Consider the following 15,211-nt stretch of genomic DNA (forward strand, 5'->3'; position numbering starts at 1 on the left):
CACCACGCTAGCGTCATGTCTGGCGCGCTGAACAGAGGGCCCCTCCCGCTCTTGCGATGATCGGTCCGTGACTTCATCGCAGCAGCCCCCGGACCCGCACGGCCACGCCCACAGTCATGCGCACGCTCATGGGCCCGCCGCGCCGGTCTCCCAGCACCTTCGCAGGGTCATCGCGGCCGTGCTCATCCCCTTCGCGACGGCCGTCCTCGTTGGGCTCGCCGTCCTGTGGCCCGGCGGGGCGCCGGGGCACGAGCGCACCGGAGTCGGCTTCGACCGGCAGACGGAGCAGGGCAAGGTGGTGGCGCTCCAGAGAGTCGACTGCAAGGACGTCAACGCCGCCCAGGTCCCGCCGACCGGTGACACCTCCACCCCGCAGGGGCGCGAGGCGGTCACCTCGCAGCAGGGGCAGTGCGCGAAGGCGACCGTCGAGGTGACCACCGGCAAGGACAAGGGCCGGACCTTCGTCGAGATCGTCCAGCCTGACGCGCCGCGGCAGTTGAAGGAGGGCCAGGGCGTCGTCGTGGCCTACGCCCCCGACGCGCCCCGCGACCTCCAGTACTCGGTGACGGACATCGACCGGGGCTTCCCGATGGCGCTGCTGGCGGCGATCTTCGCCGTCGTCGTGGTCCTGGTGGGCCGGATGCGCGGGGTGATGGCCCTGGTCTCACTCGTGGTCTCGTTCGCCATCCTGACGCTGTTCATCCTGCCCGCCATCCTGCAGGGCTCGAATCCGCTGGTCGTGGCGGTGGTCGGGGCGAGCGCCATCATGCTGGTCGCGCTCTATCTGTGTCACGGCGTGACCGCGCGGACCTCCGTCGCGGTGCTCGGCACCCTGATCTCGCTGCTGCTGATCGGGCTGCTGGGCTCGCTGTTCATCGGCTGGGCCAGCCTGAGCGGCAACACCGACGACAACACCGGTCTGATCCACGGTCTCTATCCGGAGATCGACATGAGCGGTCTGCTGCTCGCCGGCGTCATCATCGGCTCGCTCGGCGTGCTCGACGACGTGACGGTGACGCAGACCTCCGCTGTGTGGGAACTCCACCAGGCCGACCCGGACATGGGCCCGCGCGCCCTCTACCGCTCCGCCATCCGCATCGGCCGCGACCACATCGCGTCCGTCGTCAACACGCTCGTACTCGCCTACGCCGGCGCCGCGTTGCCCCTGCTGCTGCTCTTCTCCATCGCGCAGTCCAGCGTGGGCACCGTCGCCAACAGCGAGCTGGTGGCCGAGGAGATCGTACGGACCCTGGTCGGCTCGATCGGGCTGGTCGCCTCGGTGCCGGTGACGACGGCGCTCGCCACGCTGGTGGTCTCCGCCGACCGCTCCGGTCCGGCGGCGCCGGACGCCGGGCCGGCCCGCGCGGGCAGGGGACGCCGGCGCAAGCGGTGACGACGAGGGAACCGGAGGTCAGCCGGCGTTCTCCTCGGCGAGGATGCGCCCGAGCGCCTCCTCCAGGTTCACCTCGAAGTCACCCAGCGTGAGCTCCTGGCCCATGGGCAGCAGCTTGTCCGTACGGTCGAGGAACGCGACGAGCGGCGCCGCCCCCGCCCGGAAGAGCGCCGAGTCCCGGCCGACACGGAGCCTGATGCTGACGTCGGAGAGGGGCCGAGGCCCGACGGGCGCGATGTGCACATCGCCGTCCCCGCTCGGCCCGTTGATCCCGTCGAGCAGCAGCTCCCGACCGAACGTCCAGGTCACCGGCGCGTCGCCGGGCAGGTGGAAGGTCATCCGCACGGCGTACGGATCCCTGGTCTCATAACCCAGTTCGACCGGAATACGGAAGGAGAGCTCCTCGGAGACGAGAAAGCTCATCTGAACCTCGGCGTGGACCGACTCGCGCATCACATACCCCGCAGCAGATGAAGCATTGAATGAAACCCGTACGGCAAAGCAAGAAGAAAACGGCCAGGAACGATCCTCCAGGCCCTCTTGCGTCATCGTGGTGGAAGGGCTAGCAGATCACAAGGAGTGATATTTCAGATACTGATAGAGAAGGCAAGTGACCCCAACAGCCCACCGATTGCCGTGCGCAACTGCTCAACCGCCGGAAGCAGTCTGGCCTCTTGATCGACGGGGAGAGAAATGGCCATCGTCGCGGCACCGGAACCGAGAGTGACTGGAATGGCAGCGCAGATTGTGCCGATTGCATATTCCTGTCGTTCCACGACGGGCTGCATGCACCGATGGGCCGCCAGCCGGTCGAGCAGAGTGCGCCGGTCGGGCACGGTGTACGGCGTCACGGGCTGCACGGGATGGCGGCTCAGATGGTCGCTGCGCGCCGGCTCGTCGAGCTGGCCCAGCAGGCACTGGCCGAGGGCGTGCGCGTGCGCGGTCTCACGGAAGTCCGCCCACTCGGGCACCGCCGGTGCGTACGGGGTGTCGGAGACGGCGACGAGTTCGATCTCACCCTCGCGGTAGACGGCGAAGTAGACAGGGACGCCGATAGCGTCACGCCAGTGGGCGAGGGACTCCTCGAGGGTGCTGCGACGACTCTCCGGCGATCCGTCGGCGACCAGCCGTTCCACCGCTTCCCCGAGCACGTACAGGCCGTTCCGGCGCCGCAGATAGTCGTCGTGGGCCAGCGTGCGCAGCAGATGATAGGCGGTCGGCAGCGGGATTCCGGCCTCTCGCGCGAGCAGCTTCGCGGGGGCCCCGTCCGGATGCGCGCCGGCGGCTTCCAGCAGCCTCAGCGCCCGCTGTACGGAGCCGATCAGAGTCGGTGCAGGAACGGCTTTCGTTTCCCCGGCCACAGGTCACCCCCCGGCGTGGTGACGGGCAGCGCGCCCGCCCGCGGGGGCCGCCCCCGCGGCCGCCGCAGCCCCAGGTCCTGGAACGACCGTTCAGCTCCGCGCCGCGCCGAAGCGCTGGTGAGAGCGATCCTGCTCCGGCCATTTCCCGGGGGCGGCAGCGTTGAACCACTCTAATGGCAGCACCGGTCGAAACACGGGTCGTGCCGGTGGTTTCCCCCTCCCGGGCTAACGGGCGGCCCTGAGACCGCCCGCTCGGCTACCAGTCACCGCGCGAACCCGAGGACGCCATGAACTTACGCACCAGGAACACCAGTCCGCCGACCAGGGCGACGAAGACCAGCAGCTTGAAGAGCAGTCCGATCACGAATCCGACGACGCTCACGATGAGCCCACCGAAAACGACCAGCGCGATCACCGGGATGGCGATCCACTTCACCCACCACGGCATCCCCGCGAATATCTCCTGCACAGCCATCTCCCCTACCTCGTTTCTCCGTATTGCCTGCCTTCGATGCTAGGCGGCCAAGAACGCCGGCAGGGGGCCGCGAGCCCTTGAACTCCCCTGATCCTCCCCCTAGGGTCTCCCGTTCGGAGCAGGCAGGGCGGGACGTCAGCTCTCAGGCGGAGAGAAGACCACCATGACCCGCAGGTCCTCGCTGATGTGATGGAACTTGTGCGGCACCCCCGCCGGCACGTACACCACGCTGCCCCGCGCCACCTGCGTGGTCTCCACCCCCACAGTGATCGACGCCCGGCCGCTCACCACGAAGTAGACCTCGTCCTGACGGTGGGGGAGCTGCGGGTCGGTCTCCCCGGCGTCCAGCGCATACAGACCGACCGACATGTTCCTTTCGCGCAGGAACTGCAGATACGCACCGTCGTTCGCGGCACGCTCCGCCTCCAGATCGTCCAATCTGAATGCCTTCATCGTGGTCCCGCCCCTGCACTTGGTCCGATCACGTCTGCCACGATCAGACACATGATGAATTTCCTAGTCAAGACGATCGCCAACGCAGGTGCCCTGTGGGTGGCCGTGTGGTTGCTGCAGGACATCACCCTGACCGGTGAGAGCACCGGCAAGAAGGCGTGGACGCTGCTCCTGGTCGCGCTGCTCTTCGGCGTGGTCAACTTCCTCGTCAAGCCTGTGGTCAAGCTGCTGACCCTGCCGCTGTTCATCCTGACCCTGGGTCTGATCACCCTGGTGATCAACGCGCTGATGCTGCTGCTCACTTCGTGGCTCGCCGACACCTTCGACCTGAGCTTCCACGTCGAAGGCTTCTGGACGGCGGTGCTCGGCGGACTGATCATCTCCATCGTCTCGTGGGCGCTGAACCTCGTTCTGCCCGACAAGGACTGAACGTGAGCGACCTGACCGCGGCCGCCCACGGCGACGGCACCACGGCGGTACGGGCCGGGCTGCCCGAGCCGGTGAAGTACGAACCGACCCTGCCCGGACCGGTCTTCGCCGCCCATTTCCACCTCCCGGGCGACCCGACCGGCCCGTACACCTACGGCCGGGACGAGAACCCGACCTGGACCCACCTGGAGCGGGCCATCGGTGAGCTCGAGGCGCCCGGGGAGACGGTCGAGACCGTCTCCTTCGCCTCCGGCATGGCGGCGATCTCCGCCGTGCTCATGTCGCAGCTGACGTCGGGAGACGTCGTCGTCATGCCGGACGACGGATACCAGGCCCTCCCGCTGGTGCACGAGCAGTTGCGGGCCTTCGGCATCGAGGTCCGCACCGCCCCCACCGGAGGGGACGCGCAGGCGGCCCTGCTCGACGGGGCGCGGCTGCTGTGGATCGAGACCCCCTCGAACCCCGGGCTCGACGTGTGCGACGTACGGCGGCTCGCCGACGTGGCCCACGCGGCAGGCGCGCTCGTCGCCGTCGACAACACCCTGGCCACACCCCTCGGTCAGCGACCCCTGGAGCTCGGTGCCGACTTCTCGGTGGCCAGCGACACCAAGGGCATGACCGGCCACGGTGACATCCTGCTCGGTCACGTGACCTGTCGTGACCCGCGGCTCGCGGCCGGTGTGCGGCGCTGGCGGAAGATCGTCGGGGCGATCCCCGGCCCGATGGAGGCGTGGCTCGCGCACCGGTCGCTGGCCACGCTGCAGTTGCGTGCCGACCGGCAGAGCGCGAACGCGCTGGCCGTCGCCCGGGCGCTCAGCGGGCGCGCGGAGGTCAGCGGTCTGCGCCACCCGGGGCTGCCGACCGACCCCGCGCACAAGATCGCGGCTGGGCAGATGCGGCGCTTCGGCTGTGTCGTGTCCTTCTGCCTGCCCGACCGCGACCATGCGGAGCGCTTCCTCGAGGGGCTGCGGCTGGTCGACGACGCGACCAGCTTCGGCGGAGTGCGCTCCACCGCCGAACGCCGCGGCCGCTGGGGCGGTGACGCCGTGCCCGAGGGCTTCATCCGCTTCTCGGCGGGGGCGGAGGACGGCGAGGACCTGGTCGCCGACGTGCTGCGCGCGCTGGACGAGGCCGCACCCTCCGCGTGAACAGGCGCCCGCCGTGGCACGCGGGCCATGGCGGGCGCCGCACATGAACGGCGGTCCGAGCCTCCCCCCTCATGGCTCGGACCGCCTCGGTTCCCGCGCGCCAAGAACCGTGTCGACAAGGCTAGTTGACTCAGCGTCAGTGTCCAATCACAGTAGCGACAGAGACCTATCGACATATTTATAGTTGGCCTGGTTCGGGGGGAACGTCGGATCAGGAAGGGCATGGCATGGATCTGGCCCTGCTGCGCACATTCGTCACCGTGCACCGGGCCGGGTCCTTCACGCGCGCCGCCGCACTGCTCGGACTCTCCCAGCCCGCGGTCACCGGCCAGATCCGTACGCTGGAGCGTCAGCTGGGCAAGCCGCTCTTCCTGCGCCGGGCGCGCGGCGTCACCCCCACCACCATCGGCGACGAGCTCGCCCACCGGGCGGCTCCTCACCTGGACGCCCTCATCGAGATAGCGGAGGCACGGCTCGACAGCGAGGCGGGGACCCGCACCCTCCATCTGGCCGGCCCGCCCGAGTTCACCTCGGTCCGCGCACTCCCCGCGCTCACTCCCCTGATCAACCAGGGGCTCGCCTTACGCGCCTCCTTCGGGAACGCGGAGGAAGTCCTCGAGGGACTCGCCGCCGGCCACCACGACCTCGCCGTCGCCACCGCCCGGCCACGGGGAAGGCTCCTCACCGCGACCGCGCTCTGCGACGAGGAGCACGTGCTCGTCGCGGCTCCCCGGTGGGCAGCGCATCTGGGGCCCGCAGTGCTGCGCAAGGGCCATGTCGTCCTGGAGCAGCTTCCGGTGGTGGAGGTCCATGAGTCCCTGCCGTTCGTCTCGCGGTACTGGCACGCCGTCTTCGACTCCCCGCCGGCTGCGGCAGGCACCGTCATCGCACCGGACCTGAGAGCGGTCCTGGAGACCACGGCCTCCGGCGCCGGGCTCGCCGTACTGCCCCGCTATCTGTGCGAGGAGGCCCTCGCGGAGGGGCGCGTGATCGCTCTCCTCGACCCTCCCGTGCCGCCGCTGCGCACCTATTTCCTCGTCATACGCACCGGCACCCTCGCCCACTCGCACATCGCCCGGGCGCACGAGGGGCTGCTGAGCGCGGCCGTCGCCTGGTGACGGACACGGCACCAGAACACCTGTATGCGTTTCAGAAGCGGAGGCATGGGCCACTCTCTTGCCATGACCGAACGACCGGTGGTCAAGCGCACCGCACGCGCCATCCTGCTCGACGGCGACGACCTCGTACTGATCAAGCGCACCAAGCCCGGGATGGATCCGTACTGGCTGACCCCGGGCGGCGGGGTCGAGCCGGAGGACGCCACCGTCGTCGACGCCCTCCACCGCGAGGTGGACGAGGAACTCGGCGCCAAGATCACGGATGTGGTGCCGTGCTTCGTCGACACCGTCGAGCACATCGCCGACGGCGGCGTGACCGGTGTGAAGGTGCAGCACTTCTTCGTGTGCCGTCTGGAGTCCATGGACCCGGCCCTGCGACACGGCCCCGAGATCGACGAGCCCTGCGGCGAGTACGAGATCGTCCGGGTGCCGTTCAGCCGCGTCGGAATCGCCGCCGTGCACCTGGTGCCGCTGTCACTGCGCCACTATCTGGACGGCAATATCGAAGGCGTGCGCGCCATGCACGCGCCCGACCTGGGCTGAGCCGATCGGCGCCGTCGAACCCGTGGATCAGAAGGCCGTCCGGATCGCGGGCGCGGAGCCGCGGGCGTCCGCTCATGTACGCCGAGGTCAGTAGCCGCGGATACTCCCGCTGTCAGACGCGGCGGGACTCCACGCACCGGCACCGTGTTTCACGTGAAACCACTCAAGCGTCCCGTTCGCCGGGCCATCCTCGTCGTCCATGTCGCCGCGTCCGCCGGCTGGCTGGGTCTCACACTCGGCCTGCTCGCGCTGGCGCTCGCGGCGTACACCACGGAATCGACCGCCGTGATCGAGGCGTCGTACCGGTCGATGAAGGTCTTCACCGACTGGCTCGTCCTGCCGGTGGCTCTCCTCACTCTTGCCAGCGGCCTGATGCTGTCGCTGGGCACCAAGTGGGGCCTGGCGCGACACCGCTGGGTCTTCACCAAGTTCTGGCTGACCCTTGCCACCGTCACGGCGTCCGTCCTGATGCTCCGTCCCGAGGTCGGCAGAGCGGCCGACACGGTCGCCTCCGGAGGCGTCGTCGCCGAGCCGCGCGACCTGCTCATGGGGCCGGCGGTCTCCCTGGCCGCCTATGTCTTCATGACCGTCATCTCCGTTCTCAAGCCATGGGGACTGACGCGCCGCGGGCGTCGGCTGCGCGTATCCGCCGGTTCACCAAAAAGGGTGGACGAACGATCATTGCGTCAGACAGCCTGACCCCATGCAGACACCGCTCTCCGACCTGCCCATCCGACGGCTGACTGCGGACGATCTGGCAGCCTGTGCCGATCTGTCCGAGGACCGCGGCTGGCCCCGCGAGGAGCACAAGTGGAGCCTGCTGCTCGCGGCAGGTACCGGTTACGGAATAGACGACCCCGACGGCAAGGGGCTGGTGACCGCCTGCGTGGTCACCCACTACGGCACCGGCCTCGCCGCCATCGGCATGGTGCTGGTGGCGGAGCGCCATGCCCGGCAGGGCGTCGGACGGCGTCTGATGAAGCATGTGCTCAGCGAGACCGGAAAGCTCCCGGCCACCCTCCATGCCACTCCCTACGGCAGGCCCCTCTACGAAGAGCTGGGCTTCACCACAACCGGGCGCGCGGAGATGGTCCGGGGCCACTTCACTCCCTCCGGGCCGCTGCCGCAGGTGGAGACCCGCCCGGCGACGGCAGAGGACCTGCCCGCGATACTCCGCCTCGACCACGAGGCCTTCGGTCTCGACCGCACCCATATGATCGCGCGGCTTCCCGCTTTCGCCGATCAGCTCCGGGTGGCGGAGGAAGAGGGAGTGCTGACGGGATACGCGGCGGTGTGGCCGAACATGGACACCCACGTCATCGGCCCCCTGATCGCCCGGGACACCGAGACGGCGAAGGCCCTGGTCTCCTCGCTGGCCGCCGGCACGGACCGGCCGCTGCGGACGGACATCGACGTACGCCACGACGAGCTCCTCACCTGGGTGAAGAAGCGCGGCCTGGCGCCGATCGCCTTCAACGACGTGATGACCCTGGGCATCACCGAACTGCCCGGCGAATGGACACGCCGGTTCGCGCCCCTGACGGTGGCTGCGGGCTAGCCTGGAGCAGCACACACTTTACGCGGCCGTTTCACGTGAAACACGGCATACGGTTCAGCGGCGGTTCAGAACCGGAACCCTCGCCAGCCGGCGGGGTCCACGCCTCCGGGCACGGCGTCCCCGGACTCGTACGGCTGCCGGGTGAAGACGAACGAGCCCAGATCCAGATGGCTCACGGAACCGTCGCCCCGGCGCACGACCCGCAGCGTCTCCCCTGCGTAGTAGCCGTCCAGACCGGTCCACGTCCCCTTTTCCACACCGGCGCGGAAGCGAGAACGACGGCCCCCGCCACGCAGCGGGGCCAGCTCCAGACCTCTGTCGGAGACCAGACGCAGAGCGTAGGCGTTCGTTCCCCAGTACCAAGGGCCGGTCAGCGCCAGCAGCTCCTGATCGACCTCGGGCAGCGGGCGCCACGGCTCTGGGATACGCGGCTCGGCGTCGGCGACGATACGTACGAGATCCGCGGCCACCGTCGCCGTCGGCGGGCCAGAGGTCGCGTTGGCCAGCGCCACGGCGGCGACGCCGTCCTCCACGCTCACCCACAGTCCCGCGAGGAACCCCGGCAGTGAGCCGGTGTGGCCGACCAGGGTGCGCCCCTCGCTCCGGATGACCTGCAGTCCCAGCCCGTAGGCGCTGTTCCACTCCCCCGCCTCCGGCGGTACGGACGGCGTCCGCATCTCCCGGACGGTCTCCGTACCGAGCACCAGGTCGTTGCCGGTGGCGAGGAAGGCGGCGAACCGGCACAGGTCCGCCGCGGTGGACCACAGTTGCCCGGCGGGGGCCATCAGCCCGAGGTCCTCCGCGGGCTCGGGAAGCATCACATCCGCCCACGGATGGACCGCCCAACCGCCCGCATGCGGCGCCTGCGGCTGCGTACTCGTCCTGGACAGCCCCAGCGGCTCAAGGATCTCCCGCCTCAGCGCCTCCTCCCATGACACCCCTCGGACCGCTTCGACCAGGGAACCGAGCAGGGTGTACCCGGGGTTGGAGTAGTGGTGCCGCCGGCCCGCGGGATGCAGCCAGGTACCGTCGCCGAGCACATCGGACAGTTCGGGCCGCGTCGAGCCCGGCGTCCGCTCCCACCAGGGAGCCGGCGCCTCGGCACGCAATCCGGCGCTGTGTCCCAGCAGTTGAGCGATGGTCACCTCGCCGGCACCGGTGCCGGGCAGATGCTTCTCCAGGGCGTCTTCGAGGTCGATCAGCCCTTCGTCCCGCAGCCGCATCACGAGAACCGCGGTGAACGGCTTGGTGATGGACCCGATGCGGTACTGGGTGTCGGCATCCGGCGCGTGCCCGTCCACACAGGTGCGGGCGCCCGTCCACACCAGTTGCCCGTCGCGCTGGACGGCTGCGGCGAACGACGGCACACGGCCCTCGCTCTGCGCGACGGCGATCCGGTGCAGCAGAGCCCGCCGCGTACCGGGGAGCAGTTTTTCCAAGGATGACGTCATGCAGCAGGTCTATCTCTGCCGGCCCACCACGTCGACCGCATTACCGGGACACGCGGACGGTGCTCATCACCCTCCTGGGGGTACGCCGAACCGCTCCGCTGTCCCTCACGGTCGGGAGACGAATCCCGCGGATCGGTCGAGCTGGAACGGACCACCGGCCGACACCGGATCCCAGCCTTGGTTCCGTGCTTCTCGAATACTCGCAGCGACATGGGCAGGGCGAATGGGCTCCGCCTCGACGCCCGACCAGTTGCCGGGATGGGCCTGACCGGTGGTGACCACCAGGGTCGTGCCTGGCCGGTCTGCGTTGGCCGCCTCGACCGCGTAGGTCATCGGTGTCCAGCAGAGTCCTTGCATGTAGGAGGGCTTCCTGCGGATCCTCCAGCGGTATTCGAACCCCTCGACGGTGATCCGCCGAGAACCCTTCTTGTTCAGCGCCATCACGCCCCCTCTCCCGCCTCCGCCCCACGGCACTCCCGCCCTCGAGTGAGGGCACTTCGTCGCGCTTCCCTCAGGTCTGCGCCATGTCGACGAAGCGTGAGTAGTGGCCCTGGAACGCGACGGTGATCGTCGCGGTGGGGCCGTTACGGTGCTTGGCCACGATCAGGTCCGCCTCGCCCGCGCGCGGTGACTCCTTCTCGTAGGCGTCCTCGCGGTGCAGCAGGATCACCATGTCCGCGTCCTGCTCGATGGAGCCCGACTCGCGAAGGTCCGAGACCATCGGCTTCTTGTCCGTTCGCTGCTCGGGGCCACGGTTCAGCTGAGACAGCGCGATCACCGGAACTTCGAGCTCCTTCGCCAGGAGCTTTAGGTTACGGGACATGTCGGAGACCTCCTGCTGCCGGCTCTCGGCCCGCTTGGAACCGCCCGACTGCATCAGCTGCAGATAGTCGATGACCACCAGCTTGAGGTCGTTTCGCTGCTTGAGCCGACGGCACTTCGCCCGGATCTCCATCATGGAGAGATTCGGGGAGTCGTCGATGTACAGCGGGGCCTGCGACACGTCCGGCATCCGGCGGGCCAGCCGTGTCCAGTCCTCGTCCGTCATCGTGCCGGACCGCATGTGATGGAGAGCCACCCGGGCCTCGGCGGACAGGAGCCTCATGGCGATCTCGTTGCGGCCCATCTCCAGGGAGAAGATCACGCTGGGCAGGTTGTTCTTGATGGACGCGGCACGCGCGAAGTCCAGCGCCAGCGTCGACTTACCCATCGCGGGACGCGCGGCGATCACGATCATCTGGCCGGGATGCAGGCCATTGGTGAGCGAGTCGAAGTCCGTGAAGCCGGTCGGCACACCGGTCATCTCACCGCTGCGGGAGCCGATCGCCTCGATCTCGTCGAGCGCACCCTCCATGATGTCGCCGAGCGGAAGATAGTCCTCGCTGGTGCGCTGCTCGGTGACGGCGTAGATCTCGGCCTGGGCGGAGTTCACGATCTCGTCGACGTCCCCGTCGGCGGCGTACCCCATTTGTGTGATCTTGGTACCGGCCTCCACGAGCCGACGCAGCACAGCGCGCTCGTGGACGATCTCCGCGTAGTACGAGGCGTTGGCCGCCGTCGGCACCGACTGGACGAGGGTGTGCAGATACGGGGCTCCGCCGACCCGGGTGATCTCGCCCCGTTTGACGAGCTCCGCCGCCACCGTGATGGGGTCGGCCGGCTCACCCTTGGCGTAGAGGTCGAGGATGGCCTGGTAGACCGTTTCATGGGCCGGCCGGTAGAAGTCGTGGCCCTTGATGATCTCCACGACGTCGGCGATGGCGTCCTTGGACAGCAGCATGCCGCCCAGCACCGACTGCTCGGCGTCCAGGTCCTGCGGCGGGACACGCTCGAACCCGGAGGACCCTCCGTCCCAGCCACCGCCGTCCCTGCCCCGGTCCTGCTGGTCCTCGCGGCCGCGTCCGTCACCGCGGCGTTGACGGGAGGCGGGGAGCCGGTCCCCCGGACTTTCGGCCGCCCACGGGTCGTCCAAGGGTTCGGAAATGCTCACCCGGGCCACCTCCTCCCAGTCCGCTCCACGGACCTACGCCGTGGCACTCTTTCTACGCCACGACTCTGACAAAACGAGCCGCCCGACTCCGCTTGCACAGGGGTTTCCGCACGCCGGGCGACGGTCCACGGTAGGCCCGCGGGCACCGTCAGCCAATCTGGTTATCCACAGGCCCTGTGGACCAAGGACCGGATGCTGTGGAGAAGTGTCCGCAACCTGTGCACGGACCGGGGGACAGCACTGTGGAAAAGTTCACGCTGCCCCACCCGTAACCCCTCTGAGCTGCTCGTTCAGCATCCACCGCCTGTGGGGGAGAAAAACTTTCCCGACCGGACCAAGATCAGAACAAACGGCCCGCGGAGGAGCTGCCAACACACCCACCGGTAAGGAGTGCAACCGTATTGCATCTCTTACCTGTGGAAGATTAGATTGGCGTCCATGACCCAGGTACCGGCAGAGCCGAAGGAACTGCGTCGGCGGCACGACCGGGAGATCATCGCACTCGCCGTTCCGGCCTTCGGCGCCCTCGTCGCGGAGCCGCTGTTCGTGATGGCGGACAGCGCGATCGTCGGCCATCTCGGTACCCCGCAACTGGCGGGTCTCGGCGTCGCCGCGGCCCTGCTGATGACCGCAGTGAGTGTCTTCGTCTTCCTCGCCTACGCGACCACGGCCGCCGTCGCCCGGAGAGTGGGCGCCGGCGATCTCCAGGCCGCCATCCGCCAGGGAATGGACGGCATCTGGCTGGCGCTGGGACTCGGCATCGCTGTCATCGGCGTCCTCCTGCCCACCGCCCCGTGGCTGGTCGAAGTCTTCGGCGCTTCGGAGACGGCGGCGCCGCACGCGATCACCTATCTGCGGATCTCCAGTCTCGGCATCCCCGCCATGCTGATCGTGCTGGCCGCCACCGGAGTCCTCCGGGGTCTCCAGGACACCCGCACCCCGCTGTACGTCGCCGTCTGCGGCTTCGCCGCCAATGCCGGGCTCAACGTGGCCCTGGTCTACGGGGCCGGCCTGGGCATCGCCGGCTCGGCATGGGGCACGGTGATCGCCCAGTGCGGCATGGCGGCCGCCTACCTCGTCGTCGTGGTCCGGGGAGCCCGGAAGCACGGCGCTTCGCTGCGTCCCGATGCCGCCGGCATACGGGCCAGCGCCCAGGCGGGCGTCCCCCTGCTGGTGCGGACCCTCTCCCTGCGGGCCGTGCTCATGATCGCCACAGCCGTCGCGGCACGGCTCGGAGACACGGAGATCGCCGCCCATCAGATCGTGCTCTCCCTGTGGAGCCTGATGGCCTTCGCGCTGGACGCCATCGCCATCGCCGGGCAGGCCATCATCGGTCGCTATCTGGGTGCCGGAGACGCCGCGGGCGCCCGGCAGGCATGCCGACGGATGGTGCAGTGGGGTGTGGCATCAGGCGTCGTGCTCGGAATCCTCGTCGTGGCCTCCCGGCCACTGGTCACCCCGCTGTTCACCGGCGACCCGGCGGTGCAGGACACGCTGATTCCCGCGCTGCTGGTCGTCGCGGTGTCGCAGCCGATCGCCGGAGTGGTCTTCGTGCTGGACGGCGTGCTGATGGGCGCGGGTGACGGCCCGTACCTAGCGGTCGCCATGCTGCTCACCCTGGCGGTCTTCGCGCCGGTCGCCCTGCTGGTTCCTGCCCTCGGCGGCGGTCTGACCGCGCTCTGGTGGGCGATGACCCTGATGATGACCGTCCGGCTGCTGACCCTCTGGTGGCGGGCGAGTTCGGGCCGCTGGATCGTGACCGGGGCGACGCGCTGAGCACCGTTTCACGTGAAACAGACACACCCCGCCGACTGCCACCGTTTCACGTGAAACAGACCCCGTGAGACAGCTCGACACCAGTTCGACAGAACGCGGAAAGGGCCGCGCCCCGAGGGGTGCGGCCCTTCCTGCTGCTCAGCAGAGCACAGCGCTTACGCGGCGACGACCTCGACGCCGACCTGCGCGGCGACCTCGGGGTGCAGACGCACGGACACCTGGTGCGAGCCCAGGGTCTTGATCGGCGAACCGAGCTCGACGCGACGCTTGTCGACCTCCGGGCCACCGGCAGCCTTGATCGCCGAGGCGACGTCGGCCGGGGTGACGGAGCCGAAAAGGCGGCCGGCGTCGCCGGAGCGAACGGCGAGGCGCACCTTGACGGCCTCGAGCTGGCCCTTGATCGAGTTGGCCTGCTCGATGGTCGCGATCTCGTGGATCTTGCGGGCGCGGCGGATCTGCGCCACGTCCTTCTCGCCACCCTTGGTCCAGCGGATCGCGAAACCGCGCGGGACCAGGTAGTTGCGAGCGTATCCGTCCTTGACGTCCACGACGTCGCCGGCGGCACCGAGGCCAGAGACCTCGTGGGTGAGGATGATCTTCATGTCTAGGTCACCCTTCCCTTATCGCGCGGTGGACGTGTAGGGCAGCAGCGCCATCTCACGGCTGTTCTTGACGGCCGTGGCGACGTCACGCTGGTGCTGCGTGCAGTTGCCGGTCACGCGGCGGGCACGGATCTTGCCGCGGTCGGAAATGAACTTCCGCAGCATGTTCGTGTCCTTGTAGTCCACGTAGACGGTCTTGTCCTTGCAGAATGCGCAGACCTTCTTCTTAGGCTTGCGCACAGGCGGCTTCGCCATGGTGTTTCTCCTGTGTGATCAAGAAGTGTGGTACGGGCCGCCCTAGAAGGGCGGCTCGTCCGAGTAGCCGCCGCCGGAACCGCCGGAGCTTCCGCCCCAGCCGCCCCCGCCCTGCTGCTGGCCGCCGCCGGCCGGAGCACCGGTGGCCCAGGGGTCACCGGCGGGTGCTCCGCCGCCCTGCGGCTGACCGGCGCCGGGGCCGCCGCCCCAGCTACCGCCCTGCTGGCCGCCGCCACCGCCGTAGCCGCCCTGGCCACCGCGGCCGGTGGTCTTGGTGACCTTGGCCGTGGCGTTCTTGAGGCTGGGGCCGACTTCCTCGACGTCCAGCTCGTAGACCGTGCGCTTGACGCCCTCGCGGTCGTCGTAGGACCGCTGCTTCAGCCGGCCCTGCACGACGACGCGCATGCCCTTCTGAAGCGACTCGGCGACGTTCTCCGCCGCCTGACGCCAGACCGAGCAGGTGAGGAAGAGGCTCTCGCCGTCCTTCCACTCATTGGTCTGACGGTCGAAGGTGCGGGGAGTGGACGCGACGCGGAACTTCGCGACCGCCGCACCGGACGGGGTGAAGCGCAGCTCGGGGTCGTCGACGAGATTGCCGACGACCGTGATGACGGTCTCGCCTGCCATGGGTGAACCTCTCGGCGGGATTGCTTCTGGCT

At 69.1% G+C, this 15,211-nt stretch carries 18 protein-coding genes; 8 read left to right on the plus strand and 10 right to left on the minus strand.

Going from position 1 to position 15,211, the window contains the following annotated elements:
* Positions 1-67 precede the first annotated feature (67 nt).
* Positions 68-1,393: a YibE/F family protein gene (locus ACFYOP_RS15785; RefSeq protein ID WP_356893897.1), complete on the plus strand. Its 1,326-nt coding sequence runs from the start codon at positions 68-70 to the stop codon at positions 1,391-1,393.
* An 18-nt stretch (positions 1,394-1,411) separates the two neighbouring features.
* On the opposite strand, the gene ACFYOP_RS15790 is transcribed toward ACFYOP_RS15785, so the two are convergent.
* From ACFYOP_RS15790 to ACFYOP_RS15805, 4 genes are all read right to left on the minus strand, one after another.
* On the minus strand, positions 1,412-1,846 hold the full coding sequence (locus tag ACFYOP_RS15790; RefSeq protein ID WP_356893899.1) for an SsgA family sporulation/cell division regulator: 435 nt from the start codon (positions 1,844-1,846) through the stop codon (positions 1,412-1,414).
* Positions 1,847-1,980: 134 nt separating this feature from the next.
* Positions 1,981-2,754: an IclR family transcriptional regulator C-terminal domain-containing protein gene (locus tag ACFYOP_RS15795; protein ID WP_356893901.1), complete on the minus strand. Its 774-nt coding sequence runs from the start codon at positions 2,752-2,754 to the stop codon at positions 1,981-1,983.
* 256 nt (positions 2,755-3,010) lie between these two features.
* Positions 3,011-3,223 carry a DUF5326 family protein gene (locus tag ACFYOP_RS15800; RefSeq protein ID WP_356894082.1) on the minus strand — a complete coding sequence of 71 codons (213 nt, stop codon included), beginning with the start codon at positions 3,221-3,223 and terminating at the stop codon, positions 3,011-3,013.
* A gap of 141 nt (positions 3,224-3,364) precedes the next feature.
* Positions 3,365-3,682 carry a cupin domain-containing protein gene (locus ACFYOP_RS15805; protein WP_356893903.1) on the minus strand — a complete coding sequence of 106 codons (318 nt, stop codon included), beginning with the start codon at positions 3,680-3,682 and terminating at the stop codon, positions 3,365-3,367.
* Positions 3,683-3,733: 51 nt separating this feature from the next.
* Here ACFYOP_RS15805 and ACFYOP_RS15810 point away from each other — a divergent pair, with 51 nt between their 5' ends.
* From ACFYOP_RS15810 to ACFYOP_RS15835, 6 genes are all read left to right on the plus strand, one after another.
* The gene (locus ACFYOP_RS15810; RefSeq protein ID WP_356893905.1) at positions 3,734-4,111 is read left to right on the plus strand and encodes a phage holin family protein; all 378 of its coding nucleotides are present in this window, start codon (positions 3,734-3,736) and stop codon (positions 4,109-4,111) included.
* An 11-nt stretch (positions 4,112-4,122) separates the two neighbouring features.
* Positions 4,123-5,259, plus strand: a complete 1,137-nt coding sequence (locus ACFYOP_RS15815) for a cystathionine gamma-lyase (protein ID WP_356894084.1) — start codon at positions 4,123-4,125, stop codon at positions 5,257-5,259.
* A 227-nt stretch (positions 5,260-5,486) separates the two neighbouring features.
* Positions 5,487-6,377 carry a LysR family transcriptional regulator gene (locus tag ACFYOP_RS15820; protein ID WP_356893907.1) on the plus strand — a complete coding sequence of 297 codons (891 nt, stop codon included), beginning with the start codon at positions 5,487-5,489 and terminating at the stop codon, positions 6,375-6,377.
* Positions 6,378-6,440: 63 nt separating this feature from the next.
* Positions 6,441-6,920, plus strand: a complete 480-nt coding sequence (locus ACFYOP_RS15825; protein ID WP_356893909.1) for an NUDIX hydrolase — start codon at positions 6,441-6,443, stop codon at positions 6,918-6,920.
* A gap of 153 nt (positions 6,921-7,073) precedes the next feature.
* Positions 7,074-7,619, plus strand: coding sequence for a DUF2269 domain-containing protein (locus ACFYOP_RS15830; protein ID WP_356893911.1), 546 nt, complete (start codon positions 7,074-7,076; stop codon positions 7,617-7,619).
* A 4-nt stretch (positions 7,620-7,623) separates the two neighbouring features.
* Positions 7,624-8,478 (plus strand): GNAT family N-acetyltransferase, encoded by an 855-nt coding sequence (locus ACFYOP_RS15835; protein ID WP_356893913.1) that lies wholly within the window; start codon positions 7,624-7,626, stop codon positions 8,476-8,478.
* Positions 8,479-8,543: 65 nt separating this feature from the next.
* Here ACFYOP_RS15835 and ACFYOP_RS15840 read toward each other — a convergent pair whose 3' ends face one another.
* From ACFYOP_RS15840 to dnaB, 3 genes are all read right to left on the minus strand, one after another.
* On the minus strand, positions 8,544-9,929 hold the full coding sequence (locus ACFYOP_RS15840; RefSeq protein ID WP_356893915.1) for a serine hydrolase domain-containing protein: 1,386 nt from the start codon (positions 9,927-9,929) through the stop codon (positions 8,544-8,546).
* Between the two features lie 105 nt (positions 9,930-10,034).
* Complete coding sequence (locus ACFYOP_RS15845) at positions 10,035-10,370, minus strand: hypothetical protein (protein WP_356893917.1); 336 nt, start codon at positions 10,368-10,370, stop codon at positions 10,035-10,037.
* A gap of 70 nt (positions 10,371-10,440) precedes the next feature.
* Positions 10,441-11,901 carry a replicative DNA helicase gene (dnaB, locus tag ACFYOP_RS15850; RefSeq protein ID WP_356894086.1) on the minus strand — a complete coding sequence of 487 codons (1,461 nt, stop codon included), beginning with the start codon at positions 11,899-11,901 and terminating at the stop codon, positions 10,441-10,443.
* 456 nt (positions 11,902-12,357) lie between these two features.
* On the opposite strand from dnaB, the gene ACFYOP_RS15855 reads away from it, so the two are divergent.
* Positions 12,358-13,695, plus strand: coding sequence for an MATE family efflux transporter (locus tag ACFYOP_RS15855; RefSeq protein WP_356893918.1), 1,338 nt, complete (start codon positions 12,358-12,360; stop codon positions 13,693-13,695).
* A gap of 155 nt (positions 13,696-13,850) precedes the next feature.
* On the opposite strand, the gene rplI is transcribed toward ACFYOP_RS15855, so the two are convergent.
* The 3 genes from rplI to ACFYOP_RS15870 are packed head-to-tail and all read right to left on the minus strand — an operon-like array spanning position 13,851 to position 15,179.
* The gene (gene rplI, locus ACFYOP_RS15860; protein WP_356893920.1) at positions 13,851-14,297 is read right to left on the minus strand and encodes a 50S ribosomal protein L9; all 447 of its coding nucleotides are present in this window, start codon (positions 14,295-14,297) and stop codon (positions 13,851-13,853) included.
* Positions 14,298-14,315: 18 nt separating this feature from the next.
* Complete coding sequence (gene rpsR, locus ACFYOP_RS15865; protein ID WP_003956534.1) at positions 14,316-14,552, minus strand: 30S ribosomal protein S18; 237 nt, start codon at positions 14,550-14,552, stop codon at positions 14,316-14,318.
* A gap of 42 nt (positions 14,553-14,594) precedes the next feature.
* Positions 14,595-15,179: a single-stranded DNA-binding protein gene (locus ACFYOP_RS15870; RefSeq protein ID WP_356893922.1), complete on the minus strand. Its 585-nt coding sequence runs from the start codon at positions 15,177-15,179 to the stop codon at positions 14,595-14,597.
* Positions 15,180-15,211: the final 32 nt, after the last annotated feature.

The organism is Streptomyces sp. NPDC006294 (assembly GCF_042870895.1).
Lineage (GTDB): Bacteria > Actinomycetota > Actinomycetes > Streptomycetales > Streptomycetaceae > Streptomyces.